The 24,084-nt window shown below is 71.3% G+C and carries 24 protein-coding genes; 10 read left to right on the forward strand and 14 right to left on the reverse strand.

Annotation, left to right across the window (positions count from 1 at the left end; all coding sequences use genetic code 11):
• Positions 1-2: 2 nt before the first annotated feature.
• Both JKJ07_RS03085 and JKJ07_RS49540 read left to right on the forward strand, forming a co-directional pair.
• A complete protein-coding gene (locus JKJ07_RS03085) occupies positions 3-668 on the forward strand; it encodes a response regulator transcription factor (protein ID WP_202989623.1) in 666 nt (221 codons plus the stop codon).
• Positions 665-2,023, forward strand: a complete 1,359-nt coding sequence (locus JKJ07_RS49540) for a sensor histidine kinase (RefSeq protein WP_202989625.1) — start codon at positions 665-667, stop codon at positions 2,021-2,023. The genes JKJ07_RS03085 and JKJ07_RS49540 overlap by 4 nt, the downstream gene beginning before the upstream one ends.
• Here the strand turns inward: JKJ07_RS49540 and JKJ07_RS03095 are convergent.
• The 3 genes from JKJ07_RS03095 to JKJ07_RS03105 form a co-directional block, all read right to left on the reverse strand.
• On the reverse strand, positions 2,007-2,159 hold the full coding sequence (locus JKJ07_RS03095) for a hypothetical protein (protein WP_202989626.1): 153 nt from the start codon (positions 2,157-2,159) through the stop codon (positions 2,007-2,009). The genes JKJ07_RS49540 and JKJ07_RS03095 overlap by 17 nt on opposite strands.
• 5 nt (positions 2,160-2,164) lie before the next feature.
• Positions 2,165-3,685: a diguanylate cyclase domain-containing protein gene (locus JKJ07_RS51575; protein WP_202989634.1), complete on the reverse strand. Its 1,521-nt coding sequence runs from the start codon at positions 3,683-3,685 to the stop codon at positions 2,165-2,167.
• Between the two features lie 61 nt (positions 3,686-3,746).
• On the reverse strand, positions 3,747-4,439 hold the full coding sequence (locus JKJ07_RS03105; protein WP_202989636.1) for a response regulator transcription factor: 693 nt from the start codon (positions 4,437-4,439) through the stop codon (positions 3,747-3,749).
• A gap of 399 nt (positions 4,440-4,838) precedes the next feature.
• Between JKJ07_RS03105 and JKJ07_RS03110 the strand changes: the two genes are divergently transcribed.
• Positions 4,839-5,735, forward strand: a complete 897-nt coding sequence (locus JKJ07_RS03110) for a hypothetical protein (protein WP_202989637.1) — start codon at positions 4,839-4,841, stop codon at positions 5,733-5,735.
• 3 nt (positions 5,736-5,738) lie between these two features.
• Here the strand turns inward: JKJ07_RS03110 and paaI are convergent, their stop codons facing one another.
• The 11 genes from paaI to JKJ07_RS03165 all read right to left on the reverse strand — a co-directional run bounded on the left by paaI (position 5,739) and on the right by JKJ07_RS03165 (position 15,105).
• Positions 5,739-6,215, reverse strand: coding sequence for a hydroxyphenylacetyl-CoA thioesterase PaaI (gene paaI / locus JKJ07_RS03115; RefSeq protein WP_236028202.1), 477 nt, complete (start codon positions 6,213-6,215; stop codon positions 5,739-5,741).
• A gap of 74 nt (positions 6,216-6,289) precedes the next feature.
• Complete coding sequence (locus JKJ07_RS03120; RefSeq protein WP_202989639.1) at positions 6,290-7,087, reverse strand: ABC transporter permease; 798 nt, start codon at positions 7,085-7,087, stop codon at positions 6,290-6,292.
• Complete coding sequence (locus JKJ07_RS03125) at positions 7,084-7,905, reverse strand: ABC transporter permease (protein WP_202989641.1); 822 nt, start codon at positions 7,903-7,905, stop codon at positions 7,084-7,086. Before JKJ07_RS03125 ends, JKJ07_RS03120 begins: the two co-directional genes overlap by 4 nt.
• Positions 7,902-8,687: an ABC transporter ATP-binding protein gene (locus JKJ07_RS03130; protein ID WP_202989642.1), complete on the reverse strand. Its 786-nt coding sequence runs from the start codon at positions 8,685-8,687 to the stop codon at positions 7,902-7,904. The genes JKJ07_RS03125 and JKJ07_RS03130 overlap by 4 nt, the downstream gene beginning before the upstream one ends.
• A 42-nt stretch (positions 8,688-8,729) precedes the next feature.
• The gene (locus JKJ07_RS03135; RefSeq protein WP_202989644.1) at positions 8,730-9,785 is read right to left on the reverse strand and encodes an ABC transporter substrate-binding protein; all 1,056 of its coding nucleotides are present in this window, start codon (positions 9,783-9,785) and stop codon (positions 8,730-8,732) included.
• A 155-nt stretch (positions 9,786-9,940) separates the two neighbouring features.
• Positions 9,941-10,525, reverse strand: a complete 585-nt coding sequence (locus tag JKJ07_RS03140; RefSeq protein WP_202989646.1) for a helix-turn-helix domain-containing protein — start codon at positions 10,523-10,525, stop codon at positions 9,941-9,943.
• Positions 10,522-11,874 carry an amidohydrolase family protein gene (locus JKJ07_RS03145; RefSeq protein ID WP_202989648.1) on the reverse strand — a complete coding sequence of 451 codons (1,353 nt, stop codon included), beginning with the start codon at positions 11,872-11,874 and terminating at the stop codon, positions 10,522-10,524. Before JKJ07_RS03145 ends, JKJ07_RS03140 begins: the two co-directional genes overlap by 4 nt.
• Positions 11,871-12,245, reverse strand: a complete 375-nt coding sequence (locus tag JKJ07_RS03150) for a nuclear transport factor 2 family protein (RefSeq protein WP_202989650.1) — start codon at positions 12,243-12,245, stop codon at positions 11,871-11,873. Before JKJ07_RS03150 ends, JKJ07_RS03145 begins: the two co-directional genes overlap by 4 nt.
• Positions 12,242-13,603, reverse strand: coding sequence for a dihydroorotase (locus JKJ07_RS03155; protein WP_202989652.1), 1,362 nt, complete (start codon positions 13,601-13,603; stop codon positions 12,242-12,244). The genes JKJ07_RS03150 and JKJ07_RS03155 overlap by 4 nt, the downstream gene beginning before the upstream one ends.
• Before the next feature lie 12 nt (positions 13,604-13,615).
• Positions 13,616-14,425, reverse strand: a complete 810-nt coding sequence (locus JKJ07_RS03160; RefSeq protein WP_202989654.1) for an amidohydrolase family protein — start codon at positions 14,423-14,425, stop codon at positions 13,616-13,618.
• Positions 14,422-15,105 (reverse strand): isochorismatase family protein, encoded by a 684-nt coding sequence (locus JKJ07_RS03165; protein WP_202989655.1) that lies wholly within the window; start codon positions 15,103-15,105, stop codon positions 14,422-14,424. Before JKJ07_RS03165 ends, JKJ07_RS03160 begins: the two co-directional genes overlap by 4 nt.
• A 131-nt stretch (positions 15,106-15,236) precedes the next feature.
• Here JKJ07_RS03165 and JKJ07_RS03170 point away from each other — a divergent pair, with 131 nt between their 5' ends.
• Genes JKJ07_RS03170 through JKJ07_RS03200 form a run of 7 tightly spaced genes read left to right on the forward strand, consistent with a single transcriptional unit; the run spans position 15,237 to position 24,084 of the window.
• Entirely contained in the window at positions 15,237-16,436 is a 1,200-nt protein-coding gene (locus tag JKJ07_RS03170; RefSeq protein ID WP_202989657.1) for an LLM class flavin-dependent oxidoreductase, read from the forward strand.
• 5 nt (positions 16,437-16,441) lie between these two features.
• Positions 16,442-16,852, forward strand: a complete 411-nt coding sequence (locus tag JKJ07_RS03175; RefSeq protein ID WP_202989659.1) for a RidA family protein — start codon at positions 16,442-16,444, stop codon at positions 16,850-16,852.
• Positions 16,849-18,270, forward strand: a complete 1,422-nt coding sequence (locus JKJ07_RS03180; protein WP_202989661.1) for an aldehyde dehydrogenase family protein — start codon at positions 16,849-16,851, stop codon at positions 18,268-18,270. Before JKJ07_RS03175 ends, JKJ07_RS03180 begins: the two co-directional genes overlap by 4 nt.
• Positions 18,258-20,534 carry an oxidoreductase gene (locus tag JKJ07_RS03185; protein ID WP_202989663.1) on the forward strand — a complete coding sequence of 759 codons (2,277 nt, stop codon included), beginning with the start codon at positions 18,258-18,260 and terminating at the stop codon, positions 20,532-20,534. The genes JKJ07_RS03180 and JKJ07_RS03185 overlap by 13 nt, the downstream gene beginning before the upstream one ends.
• Positions 20,531-21,208 carry an SDR family NAD(P)-dependent oxidoreductase gene (locus JKJ07_RS03190; protein ID WP_202989665.1) on the forward strand — a complete coding sequence of 226 codons (678 nt, stop codon included), beginning with the start codon at positions 20,531-20,533 and terminating at the stop codon, positions 21,206-21,208. The genes JKJ07_RS03185 and JKJ07_RS03190 overlap by 4 nt, the downstream gene beginning before the upstream one ends.
• A complete protein-coding gene (locus JKJ07_RS03195; protein WP_202989667.1) occupies positions 21,201-22,637 on the forward strand; it encodes a GMC family oxidoreductase in 1,437 nt (478 codons plus the stop codon). Before JKJ07_RS03190 ends, JKJ07_RS03195 begins: the two co-directional genes overlap by 8 nt.
• Positions 22,624-24,084: an aldehyde dehydrogenase family protein gene (locus JKJ07_RS03200; protein WP_202989669.1), complete on the forward strand. Its 1,461-nt coding sequence runs from the start codon at positions 22,624-22,626 to the stop codon at positions 24,082-24,084. Before JKJ07_RS03195 ends, JKJ07_RS03200 begins: the two co-directional genes overlap by 14 nt.

Here is a 24,084-nt window from a genome sequence, read left to right on the forward strand (position 1 = left end):
CGATGGTCGCTCGGGTGCTGGTGGTGGAGGACGAGGGGGCCATCCGGGAACCGCTGACCACGGCGCTGCGGGCCGCCGGGCACGAGGTGCGGGCGTGCGCCGACGGCACCGGGTTCGAGGCGGTGGTCGACTCGTTCCGGCCCGACCTGGCCCTGCTCGACGTAACCCTGCCCGGCGGCCGGGACGGCTTCGAGCTCGCGCGGGCACTGGGCGAGCGCAGCGACTGCGCCGTGCTGATGGTGACCGCCCGCGACGCCGTCGCCGACCGGCTCACCGGTTTCGCGGCGGGCGCCGACGACTACGTGGTCAAGCCGTTCGCCACCGTCGAGGTGCTGGCCCGGGTGACGGCCGTTCTGCGCCGGCTGGGCCGGGTGCCGGCCACCGTCCAGGTCGGCGACCTGATCGTCGACGAGGGGGCGCAGGTCGCCGTGCGGGCGGGCACGCCGCTGACGCTGACCGGCACCGAGTTCAAGCTGCTGGCCTATCTGATCGGGCACCGCGGCCGGATCCTGTCCAAGACACAGCTGCTGACCCAGGTCTGGGGCTACGACGAATACGATCCCAACCTGGTCGAGGTGCACGTCAGCGCCCTGCGCCGCAAGCTCGAGCAGCACGGCCCGCGCCTGATCCACACCGAGCGCGGCCTCGGCTACGTGGTGCGGCCGTGAGGCGGCCGGCCTCGCTGCGGGGCCGGGTCACCCTGGGCGTGCTCGCGCTGCTGTCGGTGATCCTGGCCGGGTTGTTCACGGCGGTCGACGTGGCCCTGTCGGCCCGGCTGCACGCCGACGCCCGCACCCGGCTGACCGACCGGATGGCCCTGGCCGAGCAGTTGCAGGGCACGCTGAGCATGCAGCGGCTGGCCGACCGGCTGCGGGGCGACGGCGTGGTCGTCCGGCTGTGCACCGCCGACGGCGCGACCTGTGCCACCGCCGCCTCGGACGCGCCGCCACCCGGAGCGGGCCGCCCCCGTGGTCCCCGCCCCGGGCGCCCCGAGACGACCCGGACCGCGACCGTGCCGGTGGAGACGGCGGGCAGCGTGATCTTCGTACGCTCGACGCTGCCGGGCGACCAGGTGCTGACGCTGAGCCTGGACACCACCCAGATCACCGAGGCGGTCAACCGGCTGATCGCGTTCGAGGTGGCGGGCGGGGCGCTGGCCCTGGTGCTGGCCGGTCTCGCGTCGGCCCGGATCTCGCGCCGGGCGTTGCGGCCGCTGGAGGACATGACCGCGGTGGCCCGGCAGATCGCGTCGGGCGACCGGGGGCAACGGCTCGACGTGCCCCGGTCGGACACGGAACTGGGCCGTACGGCCGCGGCCTTTGACGCCATGCTCGACGAGCTGGAGGCGGGCGAGGTGCGGATGCGCTCGTTCCTCAGCGACGCCTCGCACGAGCTGCGCACGCCGCTGGCCGGCCTGCAGGCCAACGCCGAGCTGCTGCTGCGCGAGAACCCGGACCGCGAGGAGCGGGAACGGATCGCGGTCGCGATGGTGCGCGAGTCCCGCCGGGCCGCCCGGCTGGTCGACGACCTGCTCACGATGGCCCGGCTCGGGCAGGGCATGCCGCTGGTGACCGAGCGGGTCGACCTGCTCGCCCTGGCCGAGGCCGAGGTGGACCGGGCCCGGTCGCTCTCCCCCGGGCTGACCTTCGAGGTCACCGGGGAGCCCGGCGTGCGGACCGACGGCGACCCCGGGCGACTTGGCCAGATCGTCACCAACCTGCTCGACAACGCCCGCTATGCCACCCCGGCGGGCGGCCGGGTCTCGGTGCGGGTCGGCCGCGACGGGCCGCGGATCCACCTCGAGGTCGCCGACACCGGCCCGGGCGTCGCACCGGGCGAACGCGCGCTGATCTTCGAGCGGTTCGGCCGCGGCGACGCCTCCCGCTCCCGGCACACCGGCGGCGCCGGCCTGGGCCTGCCGATCGCGCGGGGCCTGGCCCAGGCCCACGGCGGCGACCTGACCTACGTCGAGGGCGGGCCCGGTGCGACCTTCCGGCTGGACCTGCCTAGGCCGGGGGCGTGACTCGTAGGCTGGGCAGCTTGCGCCGGCGGATGAGGAACTCGGCCACGACGAGGTTGGGCAGCCAGCACAGGAACGGCACGGCGGCGTAGGCGTCGACGTGCATCTGCTCGCCGCCGACGTCGCGTCCGGCGAGCAACTGCCTCAGGGCACCGCGACGGGCGTGATCGAGTCGTCGCCGTGCAGGGCCCAGCCGGGGCCGGTCGTCTTCGCGCGCTTGGCCTCGTACATGGCGGTGTCGGCTCGCTGGAGCAGCTCGTCGGTGCCCGCCCCGCCGCCGCCGACCGCGATGCCGATGCTGGCGGTGCAGCGCAGCGTGGCGCCGCCGATCGTGACCGGCTCGGCCAGCGCGTGCAGGATGCGGGTGGCCACCGCGACCGCGTTGTCCGGCATGCTGATGTCGACCAGCACCACCGCGAACTCGTCGCCGCCGAGCCGCCCGACGGTGTCCGCGCCCAGCACCGACCGCTGCAGGGCGTTCGAGGCCGCGATCAGCATCTTGTCGCCGGCCTCATGCCCGTACGTGTCGTTGACCGGCTTGAAGTCGTTGAGGTCGATGAACAGCACCGCCACCCGGCCGTCGGCGGGCAGCTCGGCGAGCGCCCGGTCCAGCGCCTTGAGGAACGCGCCCCGGTTGAGCAGCCCGGTCAGCACGTCGTGGGCGGCCTCGTGCTGCAGCAACTCCTGGAACTCACGGCGCTCGGTCACGTCGCGGTGGCTGATCACCAGGCCGCCGACCGCGGGGTTGGCGGTCAGGTCGCGCAGGGTCACGTCGTGCCAGTGCCAGCTGCCGTCGGCGTGCCGGGTGCGCACCTCCGTACGCTGCTCGGTCGCCCCGCCCCCGCCGAACGCCCGCAGCGCGGTCACGTCGTCGGGGTGGATGAGCTGGTAGTAGTCGGTGCCCGCCAGCTCCTCGGGCCGGTAGCCCATGACCGCGAGCGCGGCCGGGCTGACCGAGTCGATCACACCGTCCTCGTCGACCACGTTGATCACGTCGGCGGAGTCCTGCACCAGGGCGCGGTAGCGTTCCTCGCGCCGCCGCAGCTGCTCGGCCGCCGCGTCCTGCACCTCGTGCATCTCGACCTGGGCCCGGTGGATGAACCGCCAGTAGGCGAGCTGCACGGCGCACATCGCGAGCACGAACCCGGCGTGCAGCAGGCTGAACGCGACCGGGTGGGCCCAGGCGCGCGGGTCGGAGAAGACGACCTCGGGCACGAGGATGCCGACCACCACGTGATGCACCGCGACCAGGGTCACCGAGAGCACCAGCGTCAGCCACTCCTGATAGAGGCTGATCAGCCCGAGCACCACGAAGAACGCGAAGTGCAGGTCGGTCAGGCCGCCGCCGGCGTGCACCAGTGCGGCCGAGCCGAGCAGCAGCCCCAGGGAGACCACGAGCGAGGCCGCGAGCTGCGACCGGACCCAGGTGGCCAGGGCCGCGCAGACCGCGGTGGCGGCCACCATGCCCCACACGATCGCGAGGCCGCCCCCGTGCCCGGCATGCGGCTGCTGCAGAAGCGCGGCGATCCGCTCCTGGAAGGCAGCCCCCGCCACGATGACCGGCAACGACATGATCAGCACGGCGCGCAGGGCCCGGTGCCGGGCGGTGAAAGCACCGTCCGGCAGCCGGATGTCCGGCACTACCCTGCTGATCCAGTTGGCCACGCCCTATTCATCGGACGCCACCCTCAGCATTCTGAGCAGATCTTGGCGTGGCTTCCCGCCGCTACGGCGGGCCTGCGGGGAGCAGCCGGTTCTGATAGGCGGCGACGACGGCCTGGGTGCGGCCGTGCACTCCGAGCTTCATGATGACCCGGCTCACGTGGGTTCGCACGGTGGCCTGGGACAGGAAGAGCCGGGCGGCGATCTCACCGTTCTCGTAGCCGCGGGCCATGTGCTCGAGGATCTCGAGCTCGCGCGGGGTGAGCCGGTCGAGCACACTGGGCGACGGCGGGCCGGGCTCGGGCGCGACGGAGGCCGCGGCGGCGATCACGGCGCCGGTGACCGCCGGATGCAGGAAGCAGCCGCCGCCGGCGATCTCCCGGATGCCGGTGGCCAGGTGACCGATGGCGCCACTGCGAACGCAGTGCTTGAGCAGATAACCCGAGGCGCCGGCCCGCAGCGCCTCGGCGACCGTGCCGTCCTCCTGAGAAATGGTCAGGACGGCGACTCGGGGATGGTACGGATCCCCGGGGATCAGGTCGGGACCGGTGATGACCTTCGTCGCGGCGATGCCGTCCATGACCGCCATGCGCAAGTCCATCAGGACGACGTCGGGGCGGTGCCGGCGGGACAAGTCGATCGCCTCGCGGCCGTCGACGGCCTCCGCCACGACCTCCATGTCCGGTTCCCGGGTGAGCAGGATCTTGACGAAGGCCCGGTTGAGCTCCTCGTCGTCGGCCACCAGCACGGCGATCACCGGACTGGTTCCCGTTCGGGCCGGGCCGGCGGAAGCCGTGCGGAGAACGCGGCCGAGATGATCGGGACGGCGAGCGGTTTCTCCACAGTGTCCATGAACCGCACCACCGGGCGAATACGGTGATCGACTTTCATCGCTCGCTACTCCCCGCCTCGTCGGCGACGCCGGAGGAACGCGACCGAAAAGTCAGATTTATTGGTATCCATACCTACATTCTGGTCGCGTTCCGGAACGGGCGGGTCGTTCCGCCGACGTACTGGCCGTTCGGCCGAGTACCGCAGCTGACGTACGACCACGACACGGTGTTTACGCAGCCGAGATGACGCCCGGCGGGGCCACCGGGGCTGATCCTGGAGCGGTCCGGAAGTCCGGACATATCGGGAACAACTGGAGGACGACATGACGGTCTCGACGGTCCGGCGCATCGGCACTCGCACGGTGTCGATCGGAGTCCATGAGGACCCTGACGTGACCCCGGCGGAGACTCGGCGCAATTACCCCGCCGCCCGGATCGGCCGGGAGTTCATCCCGCCGCTCAAGCCCGGGGTGAACCCGCGAAAGGTGCTCGACAAGATCAAGGAATTCGCCGAGAAGTGGAGCGACGGCGGCGTCTACGTGTCTTACAAGCCGCCGCCCCGCGAGGTTCGTGCGGGAGCGTGGACCGACGTGCACCGCGGGATCGGTCAGTGGCTGGCCAAGCACCCCGAGGTCGCCGTCATCGTGCACCACGAGCCGGAGGGCGGGGCCGGCCGGCTCGAGGGCCCGGAGTTCGCCCGCATGTTCAAGCAGGCCCGCGACGAGATCAAGGACGGCTGGTCCGGCGCGCGCGTGGTCTATTGCGCCATGGCGTACCAGTGGGGCCCGTCCGGCGACGTGATGAAGAACCCCGCCCCTTGGCGCGGGGTCGAGGCCGATGAATACCTGTGCGACGTCTACTCGGGGAAGACCTTCCCGACCGAGTTCATCCTGCCCAAGCACCCCGGTTACGTCGCCTGGTACGACCAGATCGTCCGCCCGCGCCTGCGCAACGGCGAGACGGTGGCGTACGGCCTGGCCGAACGCGGCTTCATGGGCAACGATGAGCTGCGGGCCAAGGCGATCCGCCGCGAGTCGGCCTGGCTGCGCGGCGTCTTCGAGAAGTACGAGGCCAGCGGCGACCTGCTCGACCTGCCGCCGTGCGCCTACCTCGCGTGGTCCAGCGTCGGCTGGGAGAACGAGAAGGGCTGGCTCCTGCACGGCGATTCGGCGGTCGCCATGCGCGAACTGCTCGCCGACTTCGACGAGCACGTGCGCTGACGGTCAGTCGAAAAGCGGGCGGCCGACGGTGCGGCTGCGGCCGCGGAACTCGGCGATGGGCTCGCCGGGGGTGCCTTCGGGGCGCAGCCGCGACACGGTGACGTCGTAGAGGCCGGTGCGGCCTTTGACGGCGCGTTCGTCGGCGCGGGCCAGCAGGTGGTCGCCGACCCGGCCGGGTTCGAGGAACGTGATGTCGAACCCGGCCGCCGGGGCCAGGACGCCGTACGAGTTGCAGGCGATCGCGAACGCCGTGTCGGCCAGCGTCGCGATCACCCCGCCGTGGCAGGTGTCCCAGCCGTTGACCATGTCGGGGCGGACGACCATGGTGACCTCGCCCCCGCCCGGCCGTACGCTGCGCAACACGATGCCGAGCAGTTTCGCGGCCTGGTCGGCACCCAGCATGAGCTCGGCCGAGCGCCGGGCGATCTCGTCGGCGTTCAAGATGGCTTCGGCCGGGCGACGAGCGAAGTCAGCGTTCAAGATGGGCTCGGCCGGGCGACGAGCGAAGTCAGCGTTCAAGATGGGCTCGGCCGGGCGACGAGCGAAGTCAGCGTTCATGCCTGGGTGAATCCCATCCGGGCCAGCACGGCCGACTCGACCACGCCGACCAGCTGATAGATCAGCAGGGTGGCCAGGGTGATCAGCACGGCCAGGCCCCAGACCGCGTTGATCCGGGACTCGCCGACGGCGGCGACGATCGCGTAGCCGATGCCCTGACCGGTGGCCAGCCACTCGGCGATCAGCGCGCCGGTGATCGCGCCGGGCGCGGAGATCCGCACCGCCGCGAACAGGGCCGGCACCGCCGCGGGCACGGCCACCTTGCGCAGCGTCTGCCAGCGGCCGGCGCCATAGACGGTGACCAGGTCGAGCGCGGCCGTCGGGGCGCTGCGCAGGCCGAAGACGATGTTGACGAGCGCCGGGAAGAGCACCACGAGCCCGCCCATCACGGCGACGGTCACCGACGTACGGCCGAAGATCAGCACCAGGATCGGCGCGATCGCGATCAGCGGCACGGACTGCAGCAGCAGCACCATCGGCAGCAGCGCGCTCTCCAGCGGGCGGAAGAGCAGGAACACGGCCGCGACGACGAGCGCGACGGCGAGGCCGGCGACAAATCCGAGCAGCGCGTCGGTCAGCGTCGTGCCGAGCAGCCCGAGCGCCTCCGACCGGTTCTGCGCCGCCTTGGGCAGGGTGAAGAAGTAGTCGGCGACGTCCATCGGGCTCTTGCCGACGAAGGCCGGGATGTCGAAGACGCGCAGGGCGGCGATCCACAGCAGCAGGACGGCCGCGATCGAGATGGCGGCCCGGCCGGCGCTGCGGCCGACCGCCCGGGTGACCCGCAGGCCGGTCATCGGCCCTCCTTCGCTCCGGCCGCCCACGGCGCGGCGAACCGGCCGATCAGCGCCACGATCAGATAGCCGGCCAGCGAGACCAGCCCGGCCACGAGGGCGATCCCCCACGTACGCGGGATCTGCAGCGTCTGCTGCGCGTTGATCAGCGCCGGGCCCACGCCGACGTCGACCCCGCCGAGGTATTCGCCCAGCACCGCGCCGAGGAACGCGGACGGCGCGGCCACCTTGAGCGCGGTCAGCAGGCTGGGGATCGCGGCGATGAGCCGCACCTTGACGAGCTGCTGCCAGCGCGAGCCGCCGTACGCGGCGACCAGGTCGAGCGCCGCCTTGTCGGCCGCCTTGAGACCGAGCAGGGCGCCGACCACCGTCGTGAAGAAGACCAGCATCCCGGCCAGGAACACCGCGGTGCCGGCGACCTCCCCGCTCTGCGGCGGGTCGATCAAAATCCGCAGGATGGGGCCGATGGCCACGATCGGGATGCAGTAGGTGACGACCGCGAACTGCGAGACGACCCCCTCGAGCTGCCGGATCACCATCACGGCCGCGGCCAGCGCGATCGCGATCAGGTTGCCGAAGACGTAGCCCAGGGCGGCCTCGCGCAGCGTCAGCGACACGTTCGGGCCGTAGAACGAGAAGCCGTCGGTGATCGCCGTGCTGAGCACCCGGGCCGGGGTGGGGATCGACCCGCCGCCGCCGTCGGCCGAGGCGGCGCCGACATTGCGCAGCACGGTCGCGGCCAGCAGCCACCAGATCGCGACGACCCCGACGGCGCCGGCCGCCACCCGGCCCCCGGCGCCGGCCCGCCGCCACCGGCTCACGAGGTGCTCACCGCGGGCGTCGCGCCCTCGAACAGCAGCGCCGACGCGCGGTCCTGCAGCGCGTGGAACTCGGGCGTGCGCATCATCTCGGCGGTGCGCGGCCGGGGCAGATCGACGTCGAGCACCTCGACGACCCGGCCCGGCCGGGCGCTCATCACGGCGACCCGGTCGGACAGGAAGATCGCCTCACTGATGCCGTGGGTGACCATCAGGGTGGTGGCCGGCTTGGCGGCCAGGATACGCAGCAGCTCGCCGTTGAGCCGCTGCCGGGTCATGTCGTCGAGGGCGCCGAACGGCTCGTCGAGCAGCAGCACCGACGGCTTGAGGACCAGCGACCGGGCGATCGCGACCCGCTGGCGCATGCCGCCGGAGAGCTGGGCCGGCTTGGCCTTCTCGAAGCCCTGCAACCCGACCAGCTCGATCAGGCCGGCGATGAGGCCGGGCTCGGGCTTGAGCCCGGCCACCTCGAGCGGCAGCCGGATGTTCTTCTCGACCGTCCGCCAGTTGAGCAGGGCCGCGTCCTGGAACGCGATGCCGAGCGCGTGCGATTCGCGGAGCTCGCGGGGCGTCTTGCCGTCGACGGTGACGGTGCCGTCCGAGGCGGTCTCCAGGCCCGCGAGGATCCGCAGGATCGTCGACTTGCCGCATCCGCTCGGGCCGAGCAGGGAGAGGAACTCCCCCTGCTCGGTCGCCAGGGACACGTCCTGCAGCGCCGTGACGACCGATCCGCGCAGGGTGAAGCTCTTGCTCAGGCCGCGGATGTCGATGCCGGTGTGTGGCATGGGGGTCTCTCCGATCGACGGGTCGACGGGTCGGCGGGCGGGTTACTTGAGCAGGTCCGGGTGGTCCTTGTAGACCTCGGTGATAAGCGAGGTGTCGAAGAGGTCGCCGCTGGTGATCTCCACGCCGGTAGCCTTCAGCGACGCGAGGCTCGTGTCGATCGCCTGGTCGGAGATGGTGAGCAGGCCGTTCGTCGCGGTCTCGTCGCTCTGGATGAGCTTGTTGGCCTCGGTCGCCTGCAGCTTCTGGGTCTCGGCGTCCAGGTTCAGCGCCTTGCCGTAGTTGTTGACCGCGAGGTCGACCGCGCCGTCGACATCGGCCACGGCGTCGTTCCAGCCGCGGATGGTGGCGTACAGGTAGTCCTTGAGGGCCTGGCGCTTGTTGTCGATCGAGTCCTGGCTGACCACGAAGGCCTCGGTCACGAACGGCAGCCCGTTGTCGGCGAACGGCAGGTTCTGCACCTTGAAGCCGCGTTGCTGCAGCGTGATCGACTCGCTGGTGACGAAGGCCAGATAGCCGTCGACCTCGCCGTTGGTCAGCACCGAGGGGTCATATTGCACCGGGACGACGGTGACGTCCGACTCGGCGACGCCGTTGGCGGCCAGCAACGCCTTGAACAGGCCCTCGTTGCCGGTCTGGACGCCGACCTTCTTGCCCGCCAGCTGCTTGGCCGTGGTGATGTTGGCCTTGTCGGCGAGCGAGAGGATCGTGAACGGGTTCTTCTGATAGGTGGCCCCGATGACCTTCAGCGGGGCCTGCTCGTTGTTGATGGCCTGGGCCACGGTGATCGGGTCGCTGATGCCGATGAGCGACTTGCCCGACGCGACCTGGGTCTCGGTCGAGCCCGGCCCGGCGACCAGGTTGACCGAGCTGAACCCGGCCTCCTTGTAGTAGCCCTTGGAATCGGCGAAGTACTCGCCGGCGAACTCGATGTCCTTGACCCAGGACAGCTGGACGGTCAGGGCGCCGTGGTCGGCGGGGCCGGACGATTCGGCGGAGGAGTCGTCGCCGCCACCACAGGCGGTCAGGGCGAGGGCGGCGGCGGTCAGAACGACGAGGAATCGGCGGCGGGAAGACATTGAGAAGGACAAAACCGTCATGGCGGCGGCTCCTAAGCTCAGAAAAGGGAGGGGTTGAATTCCATCAATAGCGGAACCACGAACACCTATACCGAACACTAGGGATCGCACGTTTCCCCGCGCGTCGACAGTGTTTCGGAGTCGTAAACAGCTGGCCTGGCCAGCAGTGATAAAGATCAGTACGAGGGTGGGGCGCTGGAGAAGAGCAGCACGACGGGCTCGTCGGTCGGGTTCTCGAGCCGGTGCGGGGTGCTCGGGTCGTACGACAGGGTGTCGCCCTCTCGCAGATCGAAGCGCTCGGGGCCGAGCCAGACGTCGACCCGTCCGCGCTCGACGAAGACGGCCGTCTCGGCCGCGCCGTACGACAGCATGCCCTCGCCGGTGGTGCCGCGCGGGGCCAGCGTCGAACGGATCACCTGGAGCTTGGTGAACGCCCGGGGCGTCAGCAGCTCCTCGTCCCACTCCGAGTTGGGGTGGACCAGCCGCGGCCCCTGCCCGGCCCGCACCAGCCGGCTGTTCGAGCGGCTCTCGAACATGCTGCCGATGGTCTGGCCGAGCGCCTTCGCGATCCGCATCAGGGTGGCGATCGACGGGCTGGCCTCACCCCGCTCGACCTGCGACAGGAAGCTGACCGAGACGCCCGACTCGGCCGCCAGCGCCCGCAGCGACACCTTGCGCTCGAGCCGCAGCTCGCGGATGTAGGTGCCGAGCTTGCGCTCGAAGCCGGCGGCGTCGGTCATCAGGTCCTCGGGCGTGGTCACGTGAGCACAGTAACGGCCGGGTGCGTTCCGGTCAGCGGAGTCCACGCCGCCGTCAGCGTGTCCACCGCCGCCCCGATCTCCTGCACGTCGACGGTCAAAAGCTTCCCTTCCCGTACGACGGTCCGCCCGCCCACGACCACTCGCTCCACCGCCTCCGGCAGCATCGAGTAGACGACGTTCTGGGTGGCCGTACGCCGGGGTCGCAGCGACGGCGCGGTCAGGTCCAGCCCGACCAGGTCGGCCCGGTAGCCGGGGGCGATCAGCCCGACCGGCAGGCGCAGTGCGCGGCCGCCGGCCGAGGTGCCCAGCCGCAGCGCCTCGGTCGCCGTCAGCGCCGTGCCGTCGCGGCCGACCGCCTTGGCCAGCAGCGCGGCCATCCGCATCTCCTCGAACAGCGACTGCCGGCTGTTGGCGCCCCCGGCGTCGGTGCCGAGGCAGACCGGGATGCCGCGGTCGAGCATCTTGCGGACGGGTGCGATGCCGCCGCCGAGGAACGCGTTGGCCGACGGGTTGTGCACGACCGTGCTGCCGTGCTCGGCCAGCAGGTTGAGGTCGGCCACATCGACCCGTACGGCGTGCACGGCCAGGGTCCGCTCGTCGAGCGCGCCGAGCGCCGCCATCCGGCCGATCGGCGTCGTGCCGAACCGGGTGATCGACGCGTCCACCTCACCCTGGCTGTCGGCCAGGTGCACATGCACGGGGACGTCGAACTCGGCGCCCAGTGCGGCCCCGAGCTCGAGCATCGCCGGCCCCGCCCCGAGCACCGAGTGCGGCGCCGGGTGCACGTCGACGAGCGGGTCGCCGGCCACCGCCGTACGGAGCTCGCGGAAGTTCTTTTCGTAGAGCGCCGGGGACTCCTGATAGCGCCGCGGGCCCGGATCGGCGTCGAACATGCACCGGGCCAGCACCGCCCGCAGGCCGACCTCGCGGGCCGCCTCGATGATCGCGAAGGAGTTGTCGTTGCCGTCGTCGTGCAGATAGAAGAACTCGACGGCGGTGGTGATGCCCATCCGGAGCATTTCGGCGAAGTCGTAGCGGGCGGCCAGGTTGATCGCGTCCCGGTCGAGCCCGGCCGCGGTCGGGTGCACCAGCTTGCCCATCCAGTCGCCGAACCGCAGGTCGTCACCGAAGCCGCGGATCAGCGCCTGGAACGTGTGCCCGTGACCGTTGACGCCGCCGGGCACGATCGCCCGGTCGGCCCAGTGCTCGACCTCGGCGTCCGGGAAGTCGGCTGTGATCGCCGAAGCAGGGCCGGCGGCCACGATGGTGTCACCGTCGACCGCGATCGCCACGTCGGCCACCCACTCGTCGGAGACGAACCCCAGGGGCGCGGTGATCAGCCGGGTCACGGCGTCAGCACCTTGTCGACGAGCTCCTGATCACCTTCGAAGAACCGTACGGTGGCGAGCTTGTTGTCGCGGACCGTCGACAGGATCAGCCGGCGCCAGCTCGACCCGTTGGCCGAGGCGGTGGCCACCGTGACCACGTGCTCGTCGCCGGCCAGCAACTCGTCCGGGGTGAGCCGGAACGTGCCGTTGGTCAGGCAGGCCATCGTCGCGCCGAACTCCCCCACCCCGGCGTGCCCGTGATAGGTGCCCGACGCCGGATGCGAGCCGGGCACTTCGAGCACGACGTCGTCGGCGTAGAACGGCATCGCGGCGGGCGGTCCCCCGGCCTTCATGGCGTCGAAATAGCCCTGCAGTACGGCGAGGTTGCTCATCGGATGTACTCCCCGTAGCCGGACTTGCCGGTGAGCTCCTCGTCGCGCACCACGAACTGACCCCGTACGAGGGTGTGCCGGGGCCAGCCCTTGAGCGGCATGTCCTCGTAGAGCGAGTAGTCGGAGAACGTGCCCAGCCACTCGGGGTCGGGCGTACGGGTCTTCTGCAGGTCGACGATCGCCAGGTCGGCGTCGAGCCCGACGGCGATGTCGCCCTTGCGGTGGTCGGCCTTGATCAGCTCGGCCGGGTTCTTGGCGGTCAGCTCGGCGATCCGCTGCAGCGGCAGACCCCGGCGGTGATGGCCCTCCGACAGCAGCACCGGCAGCGTGGTCGGCGCGCCCGGGAAGCCGGCGCTGGCCTTCCAGATGCCGCCCTCCTTGGCGACCCGTTGCCGGCCGACGTGGTCGGAGCCGAGGGTGTTGACGGTGCCGTCGGCGAGCGCCGCCCACAGCGCTTCCGGGTGCTCCGCCGTACGCAACGGGGGGTTGACCTTGCCGACGATGCCGCCGGACCAGTCGGACGTGTGGGTCAGGTAGTGCGGGCAGGTCTCGGCGAACAGCGCGTCGGAGGCGAACTCGAGCCGGGCCTTGCGCAGCTGGTCGAGCGAGTCGGCCGTGCTGACGTGCACGAAATACATGCGGCAGCCGGTCCGCTGGGCGAAGAACGTGGCCTTGCGGATCGCCTCGGCCTCGACGAACGGCGGCCGCGACTCGTCCCAGGCGGCCAGGTCGTCGCGGCCGTCGGCGATCAGCTTGTCGCGCAGCACCCAGACGATCTCGGGGTTCTCCGCGTGCACCAGCAGCAGGTCGCCGCGCTCGGCGACGGCCTGGGCGATGCCGAAGAAGCGCCCGTCGTGGGTGCCCTCGACGTTGAGATACGCGCCCTCGTCGCCGCGGAAGTGCATGAAGTACTTGAACGAGCGCAGGCCGTACCGGCTGCGGTACTCGTCGATCTCGCTGATGTGCTGGTCGGTCATCAGCGTGCAGTGATAGCCGAAGTCGATGTACGCCAGCGAATCCGCGGTCGTCGTGTGCTCGGAGAGCATCGGCAGGTAGGAGCCGCCGTTGGAGAGCATGTACATCATCGTGGTGACGCCGCCCTTGGCCGCGGCGGCGGTGTCGGTGCGGTATTCCTCGAGGCCCGAGGTCGACAGCGCGATGTGGTTGTGCGGGTCGACGCCGCCGGGCATGACGTGCAGGCCGGTCACGTCGACGCGCTCGGTGGCGTCGACCGCCGTGCCGGGCGTGAGCACCGCCGCGATCTTGCCGTCCCGCACACCGACGTCGGCGAGGCGTGGCACGTCGCGGGGGCGGACGACCGTGCCGCCGGTGAGCACCAGGTCAAAGGGGGGCTGCATTCAGATTCTCCTTCAAAAGAGCAGGCTCAGCGGGCGGTCGTCGATGATCGACTCGAGCAGGGCAGGGTCGAAGTCCAAGGCGCGGAACTGCGCCAGGCAGTCGGCCGGGCGATAGATGGGGAAGTCGGAGCCGAACAGCACCCGGTCCTGGACGCCGTAGTCGAGCAGGTTCTGCAGGATCTGGGTGAGCTGCGCCGGGCGGCCGTAGCGGGCCGAGAGGTCGGTGAAGACGTTGGGGTTCTTGAACATCACGGCGGCGGTCTCGAACGACCACGGCTGGCCGGCGTGCGCGATGATGATCTTGGTGTCCTGGAAGGTGCGGGCCACCTTGTCGAGCAGCATCGGCTGGGCGTACTCCAGATAGCCGCTGCGCAGGAACACCCCGCCCTGGTGAAATGTCAGCGCCAAGCCGTGGTCGGCGGCGGCCCGATAGACCGCGAACGCCTCGTCGCTGTGTGGATGGAAGCCTTGATAGGGCGGGGAAAGCTTGAGACCTTTGAGCCCGAGGTCAGTGGCCGCGTAGTGGACCTTCTGCACCGCGTGGCGATCGGACGGGTCAACGCTGCCAAAACCGACATATTTGTCCGGATTTTTCGTGACTAGTCCGGCGATGTGCTCATTGGGAATGTCGAGGTCGATCTCGCAGGCGACCAGGCCGAGGATGACCGCGGCGTCGATGCCGGCCTCGCGCATCGCTTCCTCGTACGCGTCCCAGTCGCCGTCCGCGCTCGGGTGGGCCGACACGTTGGCGTCGAGCTCCGGGCCCCAGTGCGGGCCGAGATGCTCGGGCAGCCAGGTGTGGCTGTGCCAGTCGACCCTCATGCGATCGTGCTCAGGTAGTCGCCGGCCGCGTCCACGGTGATGACGTCGGCGTATTTGGAGGCCAGGTCGAAGAGGGCGACCTCGTGCACCACGTCGAGGCGGTCGAACACCGCGTCACCGATGACACCGACCCGGAACCCGTACGAGAAGGCATCGACGGCGCTGGCCCGCACGCAGCCGCTGGTCGTGGCGCCGGCCAGCAGCACGGTGTCGACGCCGCGCTGGACGAGATGAGTGAGCAGGCCGGTCGCGAAGAACGCGCTCGGATGGTCCTTGGCGATCAGCGGCTCGTCGTCGCGCGGGGCGGCGCCGGGCACGAAGTCGTACGCGCCCTCGCCGGTCGAGGCCAGGGTCGGCGTCTTGGCCGCGTAGCCCCCGGGGGTGAGCTTGGTCTTGGGGGCGACGTGCGGGTGGAAGACCGGGATGCCGGCCGCGCGGGCCGCCTTCAGGAGCTGCGCGATCCGGTCGACGGCAGCCCAGCCGCGGTCGCCGGTGGCGGTCGGGAACTCGGCCATGGCCTCGGCGATCGGCGCCCGCTCGTGGCCGACCGTGCGGTACTGCACGTCGATCACCAGCAGGGCCGGGCGTACACCTAGACCGGACACTCGGCCGAAGCCGGCCCGTTCATAAAGCGTCTCGTCCGCCGCGCTGATCGCGGTCGGCCACCAGGAGTTCGGCATGGCGCCGAGGCTAAAACCCCTGTTCGCAGCCTGTCAATCATTACAGGAATTAATAAATCAGGACTGGACACCGGTTCGTCAGGCCTGTAAGTCTGTCCGCCATAGGTTCACTGCCGCTGGGAGGACGCGCTGTGCAGTTCGACTACCTGTTCACGATGGATAACCCGGGAAACGAACGGTCCTATCGCGAGCTCCTCGACATGGCCACCGAGCAGATCGTGCACCTGGACGAGTCCGGTTTCGGCACGCTCTGGCAGGGTGAGCACCACTTCGGCGGCGAGGGTTTCGAGATCAACCCCAACCCGATCCTGGCCGGGGCGTATGTCGCCGGCATTACGACGCGACTGCGGATCGGGACGGGCGCGGTCACCCCACCGTTCTGGCACCCGCTGCGCCTGGCCGAGGACCTGGCGCTGCTCGACCAGATGAGCCGGGGCCGCCTCGACATCGGCGTCGCCCGCGGCATCCAGCGCCGCGAGTTCACGAACTTCTACCCGCAGGCCGACCGCGGCGCCGACGAGCAGCGCAACTGGCGCTTCTTCCTCGAGCACATGGAGATCCTGAAGAAGGCGTGGACCCAGGAGGCGTTCTCGCACAAGGGCGAGTTCTGGACGTTCCCGGCCCCGGGCATCCCGGACGGCGCGACCTGGTATCCGCGCAACCCGCTCTGGCGGGCCGAGGACGGCGAGTACATCGCCATGTCGATCATCCCGAAGCCGTACCAGAAGCCGTACCCGAGCCTCTGGAACCTGCTGGACAAGACGCCCGGGTTCGTCACCTCGGCCCAGGAGCGGATGAACGTGATCACCTGGCTGCGCTCCCGCGAGGGCCTGCGCGAAGTGATGGACGCCTACCAGGGCGCGCTGACCGAGACGCTGGGCCGGCCGGCCGCGCGCGGCGAGGGGGTGTCGCTGATGCGCATGGTCTACGTGGCCGAGACCGACGCGCAGGCCGAGGCCGACACCCGCGAGCTGATCAACGCGCTCTACTCGTACGTCGGCGGGGTCCGCCCGCGCAACATGTTCGCCAACCCCGGCGAGAAGCTGAGCGACGAGGACCAGACCGGCGAGTGGTGGAAGTTCCTGTTCCCCCGCGAGCACCTGTTCATCGGCTCGCCCGACACCGTGCGGGCGCAGATCAAGAACCTGCAGGACGAGTACGGCGTCCAGCGGCTGGTGCTGTGGTCGTGGATCCCGGGTCTCAACCAGGAGCAGGTCATGCGGTCCAACCGGCTGTTCGCCGACGAGATCATGCCGAACTTCCCGGAGCCCGCGCCCGAGCCCGTACGCCCCGAGCTGCCGGCCGGTTTCGGCCCGCTGACCGGGGACTGATCGCCATGCGCCGGATCATCCGGGTGCCCGAGGGCCCCCAGTACGACGAGTCGTACCCGCTCTCGCAGGGCGTCGAGACCGAGACGATGGTGTTCGCCAACGGGATGGCGTTCGACAACGATTCCCGTACGCGCATGGCCGCCGCCGTGAGCATCGCGGACGAGACGCGCATCGTGTTCGACGCGCTGGCCGCGATCCTGGCCGACGCCGGCGCCTCGCTCGCCGACGTCGTGAAGACCACGGTCTACCTGACCGAGAAGTCGTTCTACGACGAGATGAACAGCGTTTACCGCACCCATTGGGCGCCGGGCGAGTTCCCGACGCGCGCCACTGTCTACGTAGGAATCGGAAGTGAGTGCCGGGTGGAGATCGACGTGATCGCGGTGAAGCCGTCACTCCCTCGGGAGTTGTCATGACCGAGCGGGCCGTCAACCTGATCGGCGGTTCTCTGGAGCCGTCGACCGGCGCTGAGATCCCGGTGACCTCACCCTGGACCGGGGAGACCATCGGGGCGGTGGGGGCCGGGGACGCGGCGGCCGTGGATCGGGCCGTGGCCGCGGCGCGGGCGGCATTGCCCGGGTGGGCTGCTCTGGCGTCGACCCGGCGAGCCCGGATCCTCGTCCGGCTGGCCGGTTTGATCGAGGCCAACGCCGACGAGCTGGCCTCGGTCATCTCGCGGGACAACGGGAAGACCCTGGGCGACGCGCGGGCCGAGCTCGAGCGGGCCCGCGAGCATCTGGAGGCCGCGGCCACCGCTCCCGCCCTGCTGGCCGGCGAGCACGTGGTCGACGTCGTCTCCGGCATCGACGCCACGCTCGTGCGGGAACCGATCGGCGTGGCCGCGATCGTGGCGCCGTTCAACTTCCCGATCATGACCGGGCTGATCTACTGGTCCTGGGCCTTGGCCTGCGGCAACACCGTCGTGATCAAACCTTCCGAGCAGACCCCGTACGGGGGTGCCGCGCTCGGCCGGCTGTTCGGCGAGGCGGGCTTCCCGGACGGCGTGGTCAACGTCGTGCAGGGTGGGCGCGCGGTCGTCGAGGCGCTCTGCGACCACCCGGATGTGGCCAGCGTGTCTCTGGTCGGGTCGTCGGCCACCGCGGCTGCTGTTTATGCCCGGGCCTCGGCGGCGGGTAAGCGGGCGCAGGCGGCCGGGGGTGCGCGGAATCCGCTTGTGGCTTTGCCGGACGCTGATCCCGACGTCGTCGCCTCCGCCGTCACCACGTCCTCGTTCGGCATGTCCGGGCAACGCTGCTTGTCCAGCAGCATCCTCGTCACCGTGGGCTCGCAACCGGCCCTGATCTCCTCCGTCGAGGCTCTCGCCCGCGCGACCACGGTCGCCTCGGCCCCCGACGCCGCAGGCTCGCCGCCGATGATCTCCCGCGCCGCCGTGGATGCCGTCGCCGACGTGCTGACCAAGGCGGGAGACGACGTGTTGGTCGACGGCCGTTCTGCTGAAGGCCCGGGATTTGTGATCGGCCCGTCGGTGGTGCGCGCAACCGTGGACAGCCCACTGCTGACCGAGGAGATCTTCGGCCCGATCCTTTTCGTGGTCGAGGTGCCGACGCTCGACGACGCCATCGCCTTCACGAACGCCAGCCCGTTCGGCAACGCGGCCTCGATCTACACCGCCGACGGGGCCGCCGCCCGCGCGTTCACCAGCCGCGCCGACGTCGGCAACATCGGCGTCAACGTCGGCGTGGCCGCCCCGACGGCGCAGGTCGGCTTTGGCGGGCGGCGCAGGTCTTTCCTGGGCACGATCCACTCCCAGGGCCGCACCGCCGTCGACTTCTTCACCGACCTCAAGTCGGTGTCGGCGAGGTGGGTCGGCTGAACACAGACCTGTCACCCCTGCTGACGTCGTTCGATCTCGGCCCCGCCCGCATCAAGAACCGGATCTTCGTCGCGCCGCACACGACGAACTTCGGGGCGGCCGGCCGCAACCTGGTCACCGAACGCCACCTCGACTACCACCGGGAACGGGCCCGCGGCGGGGCCGGACTGATCATCACCGAGGGCATCCGGGTGCACCCGACCAGCCTGCGCCGGCTGGGCATCCACGCCTACGACGACGAGGCGCTGGCCGGGCTGACCGCGCTGGCCGACGTGGTGCACGCCGAGGACACCCGGCTGTTCGCCCAGCTGCTGCACACCGGGCGGCATTCCGGCGACGAACACCAGGGCAGCTGGGGTGCCGGGCCGGCGCCGTGGAGCACCGGGGCGCACTCGCCGCACGTCATGAACGCGTACGACCTGGACGCCGTGATCGCCGGGTTCGCGGCGGCCGCGGCCCGGGTCGTCGAGGCCGGGTTCGACGGCATGGAGGTGCATCTGGGCCACGGGCATCTGCTGCAGCAATTCCTGTCCCCGCTCACGAACGACCGGCGCGACGGCTACGGCGGCTCGTTCGAGGCGCGGGCCCGGCTCGCCCGCGAGGTGCTGGTGGCGGTGGTCGACGCGGTGGCCGGCCGGGCGGCGGTCGGACTGCGGCTGTCGGCCGACGAGTTCCTGCCCGGCGGCCTCGGCCCGGACGACGTGGTCCGGATCGTCGCGCACCTGCGCGAGGTGGCGCCGGTCGACTTCCTGCACGTCAGCCATTCCGCGTACGTGGGGGCGGCCTCGCTGAGCACGCAGATGGCCGACATGAGCTACGGGCGGGCGCCGTTCCGGCATCTGCCCGCCCGCTTCAAGCGCGAGTTCCCCGACGTGCCCGTGCTGGCGATCTGCCGCATCGACACCCTGGCCACGGGCGCCTCCATGGTGGCGGCCGGCGAGGCCGACCTGGTCGGCTTCGCCCGCGCCCACATAGCCGAACCCGCCCTGACCCGCCGCACCCTCGCGCTGACCGGGACCTCAAACGCGCAAGCCAGCGCCGCAAACGCACAAGCCGCAGGCACTTCTGCGCGGGATGGGGGCGCGGACGGGCCGGGTCTCGTCCGTCGGGCCCCGCGGCATTGCATCGCCTGCAACCAGGGGTGCAACGCCAACCTGGAGGCGATCACCCCGATCACCTGCACGGTCAACCCGGCCGTGGGCGACGAGCGGGCCTGGGCGACGGCCGAGGCGGCCCACCCGTCGCCGCGGTCGGTGCTGGTGGTGGGGGCCGGCCCGGCGGGCCTGGAAGCGGCGATCACCGCGGCTCGGCGCGGACATCGAGTCGTGCTCGCCGACGCCGCTGACGCTCCCGGCGGTTCGCTGCCGGACGTGGCCCGGATCCGGCCCGGGTTCGCCCTTCTGCTCGACGACCTGCTGACGGAACTCGACACCAGTGACGTGATCCGCCGCTTCGGCGCCGAGGTCACTGCGGCCACGGTCGCCGCACTGTCCCCCGACGTAGTCGTCCTCGCCACCGGCGCCACCACCCACCCAGCCGACGCGCTGACCCTCCTCAGCGGGCCACTCCACGCCCCAAGTGGCATGCAACCCGATGACACACCACGCCGTTGCACCCCACGGATTGTCGCCGGTGACACATCCGCCCAGCACGGCGACGCAACCTTCATCGCCAGATCCGCTGCACCGCTCGGAGATGCTCGGGTGGCGGGTAACGGGCCGCCGGTGCTGGAGCTCCGCGATGTCGTGCGGGACCCGGAGTCGGCGGGTGCGGTCACCCTCGTACTGGATGAACTGGGGTCGTGGGAGGCCTTTGCCCTGGCCGAATATCTTGCGGCGCGCGGCACGACGGTCCGGCTCGTGAGTCCGTTGGCGAGCATGGCCCCGCGCATCACTGTCTATTCGCGGCTCGGTCTGGCCGAACGGCTGCGGGCGGCCGGTGTTCGCGTTTTCACGATGCACCGGCCCACGGCCGCGGACGGTGACGCCGTCACCATCACTCACACGGTCGACGGGTCGGCGCAGACGCTGACCGGCATCGACTCGATCGTGCACGTGCGGCCGGCCCGGGCCCGCGCCGGGCTGCTCGACGAACTCGCGGCCGAGGGCTGGACCGGCGAGGTGCATCTGGTCGGCGACGCGTTCGCGCCCCGCACCGTGCAAGAAGCCGTCTACGAGGGGCGAGCCGTCGGGCTGCTGATCGGCGCCCCCACCCTGACCGAAGGACCCGCCATGCGCCCTCCTTACGCCTTGGTCGCGGCATGACGACCGCCCTGATCACCGGCGCCGCGGGAGCGATCGGGCAGGCCATCGCGGCCGCGCTCGAGGCAGCGGGCCGGCACGTGATCCGGGCCGACTCCCACGAGGCACCGGGCGTCCGGCATCTCGACGTCACCGATGACGAGTCCTGTGCCGAGCTGGTGGCCTCGATCGACGACCTGTCGCTGCTCGTCAACGCGGCCGGGGTCATGGTGCGCCGCACCGCCCTCGACACCGACGTCGCCACGTTCCAGCGGGTGCTCGACGTCAACCTGACCGGCGCGTTCAGAATGGCCCGAGCCGCGCACCCCGCGCTGGCGAAAAACGGCGGCTCGATCGTGTCGATCTCGTCCACGCACGCCTTCCTGGCCGCCAAGGGCTCCTTCGCGTACGGGGTGAGCAAGGCCGGCGTGAGCCACCTGACCCGGCTGCTCGCCCTGGAGTGGGCGGCCGACAACATCCGGGTCAACGCGGTCGCCCCGACGGTCGTGCCCAGCGCGATGACCGCCGGTGTGCTGGCCGACCCCGCGTACGTCAGCCGGAAGCTGGCCGCCATCCCGCTCGGCGCGCCGATCGCCCCCGAGCACGTCGCCGCGGCCGTGGCCTACCTGGCCTCCCCCGCGGCGGCGTCGACCACCGGTCAGATCCTCGTCCTCGATGGTGGTGAGAGCCTTGCGTAAGACAGTCGTGGTCATCGGCAGCGGCGCCGCCGGCCTGTTCTGCGCGGACGGCCTGGCCGCCCGCGGCGACACCGATGTCATCCTGCTGGAGGCGGGCCCCGACCCCGGCACTCCCCCGCCGGCTTGGATGCGCACCGACCTCGCGACCCCTGGCGAGTTCGAGTGGGGTTATGTCGACGCCGACTCCGGGCGGCCGCTGCTGCGGGGCCGGGTCACGGGTGGCTGCACGTCGACCAACTCAGCGGCGGCGCTGCGCGGGCAGCCGTGGTGCTTCGACGACTGGGGCGTCGAGGGCTGGCGCTGGGACGACGTCGCGCCCTTCTTCCGGGCGCTGGAAACCGATGTGCAGTACGGCGATCGGCCCTGGCACGGCGACAGCGGCCCGATCCCCATCACCCGGCTCAGCTTCGGTCCGGTCGACACCGCCTTCGCGCAGTGGGCGGCCGACCGGGGGCACGCCTGGGTCGACGACCAGAACGAGCCGGGCGTGCTCGGCGTCGGGCACTGGCCGACCAACACGGTCGACGGGAACGTGCGCTACGGCGTACACGAGGCCCTGATGCCCCGGATGCGCCCGCACCTGCGCGCTGATACCACTGCGGAACGGCTGCTGTTCGACGGCGATCGGTGCGTCGGCGTTCTCACCGGGGCTGGAACGATCCGGGCCGACCACGTCGTGCTCTGCGCGGGCGCGGTCGAATCGCCGGCGCTGCTGCTGCGCTCGGGTATCGGGCCGGCCGCCGACCTGGCCGCGGCCGGCATCCCGCTGGTGCACGACGCGCCCGAAGTCGGGGCCAACCTGCAGGACCACCCGTGGACCGTGCTGCAGGTGCGGGCGGCCGACCCCGCGGCGCCGGGCCGGCGGCCGGTCAACGGCGTGCTGCTGCGCTACGAGATCCTGGCCGACGACCGGGTCGAGGTGCACCTCTATCCGCATCAGGCCCAGCCGTATCTGCCCGGCGAGGATCCGGCCGAGGTGTTCCTGGGGCTCGGCCTGATGCGGGCGATCAGCCGGGGCTCGGTGCGGCTGGCGGCCGACGGGTCGACCGAGGTGCACCTCAATCACCTCGGCGACCCGCAGGACGCCAAGGCGTTCGACCTGCTGCTCGACGACGCCCAGGCGGCCCTCGATGCGCTCGGGGACGTTCTGGTGGAACCCGAGGACGCGTGGTGGCGGGACCGTTCGCGGCTCTCCGACCACCTGGAGTCGTACGGGCATCTGGTCGGCACCTGCCGAATGGGAACGGACGCCGCCGCTGTCGTCGACCCCGCCCTGGCCGTACGCGGTGTCACCGGTGTCTCGATCGCCGACGCGTCGATCATGCCCGCCAGTCCCCGCGCCAACACGATGCTCGCCTCCATGATGATCGGCCTGCGCGGCGCCGCGCTGGTCCCGTTGCAACCAGAGGACCGCCATGCCACTTCTTGATTCCGGCCGGATGGCCAAGACGCTGTACAGGGGCGCCGCCCAACCGGCCACCGTCACCGGCGACATCACCGAACCGGCCACCGGGGCCGTGCTCGGCCAGATCGCCGCCGCGTCCACTGAGGACCTCGACGGCGCCGTCGCCCGGCTCGTCGACGGCCAGCGCGCCTGGGCCCGGCGGCCCGCGTTCGAGCGCTCCGGCATCCTGCGCGAGGCCGGACGCCTGATCGAGGCGAACATGCCCGAGCTGGCCGACTGGCTCGTCCGCGAGGGCGGCGCCACCGTCGGCAAGGCCATGTTCGAGCTCACCATCAGCGCGCAGGCCCTGCACGCGGCGGCCGGGCTGGCCCTGGAGCCGACCGGCGAGACCTATCCCTCCCCGGAGGGCCGGCTCAGCATCAGCCGCCGGATCCCGGCCGGTGTCGTCGGAGTCATCGCGCCGTTCAACTCCCCGCTGTTTCTCGCGCTGCGCAGCGTCGCCCCGGCGCTGGCCGTCGGCAACAGCGTCGTCGTCAAACCCGACCCCCGTACGGCGGTCAGCGGCGGCGCCATCATCGCCGAGGCGCTGTTCCAGGCCGGCCTGCCCGAGGACGCCCTCGCCGTGCTGCCCGGCGACGGCACGCTGGGCGCGGCCCTGGTCGACCACCCGGACGTGCCGATCATCGCGTTCACCGGCTCGACCACGGCCGGCCGGGCCATCGCCGTACGGGCGGCTCAGCGGCTCAAGCGCGTGCACCTCGAGCTCGGCGGCAACTCGGCGCTCGTGGTGTTCGACGACGTCGACCTGGACGCCGCGACCAGCGCCGGGGCCTGGGGATCGTTCCTGCACGCCGGGCAGATCTGCATGTCGTCGAGCCGGCATCTCGTGCACGAGGCGATCGCCGACGAGTACGTGGCCCGGCTGGCCGCCCGCGCCAGCGCCCTGCCGGTCGGCAACGCGGCGCTCGACCCGTCCGTCGCGATCGGACCCATCATCGACGCCCGGCAGCGCGACGCCGTCCACACGATCGTGACGGACACCGCCGACGCGGGTGCCACGGTTGTCACCGGTGGCACGTACGACGGGCTGTTCTACTCCCCGACCGTGCTCTCCGGCGTACGCCCGGGCATGAGCGCGTACGACCTGGAGATCTTCGGCCCGGTCGCGCCGGTCACCACGTTCGCGTCCTTCGACGAGGCCGTCGAGCTGGCCAACGGCACCGAATACGGCCTCTCGGCCGGGGTGCTGACCGCCGACGTCGGCCGCGGGCTGGCCTTCGCCGACCGCATCGTCAGCGGCAACGTGCACGTCAACGACCAGACCCTGGTCGACGACGTGCTCCAGCCGTTCGGTGGCGTACGGGCCTCCGGCAACGGCAGCCGCGTGGGTTCCAGCCGGTACAACGCCGACGCCTTCACCGAGCAGCAGTGGCTCACCAGCCGGCCCACCATCGCCCGCTACCCCTTCTGA

It is taken from the genome of Paractinoplanes lichenicola (genome assembly GCF_016785085.1).
Classification (GTDB): Bacteria; Actinomycetota; Actinomycetes; order Mycobacteriales; family Micromonosporaceae; genus Actinoplanes; species Actinoplanes lichenicola.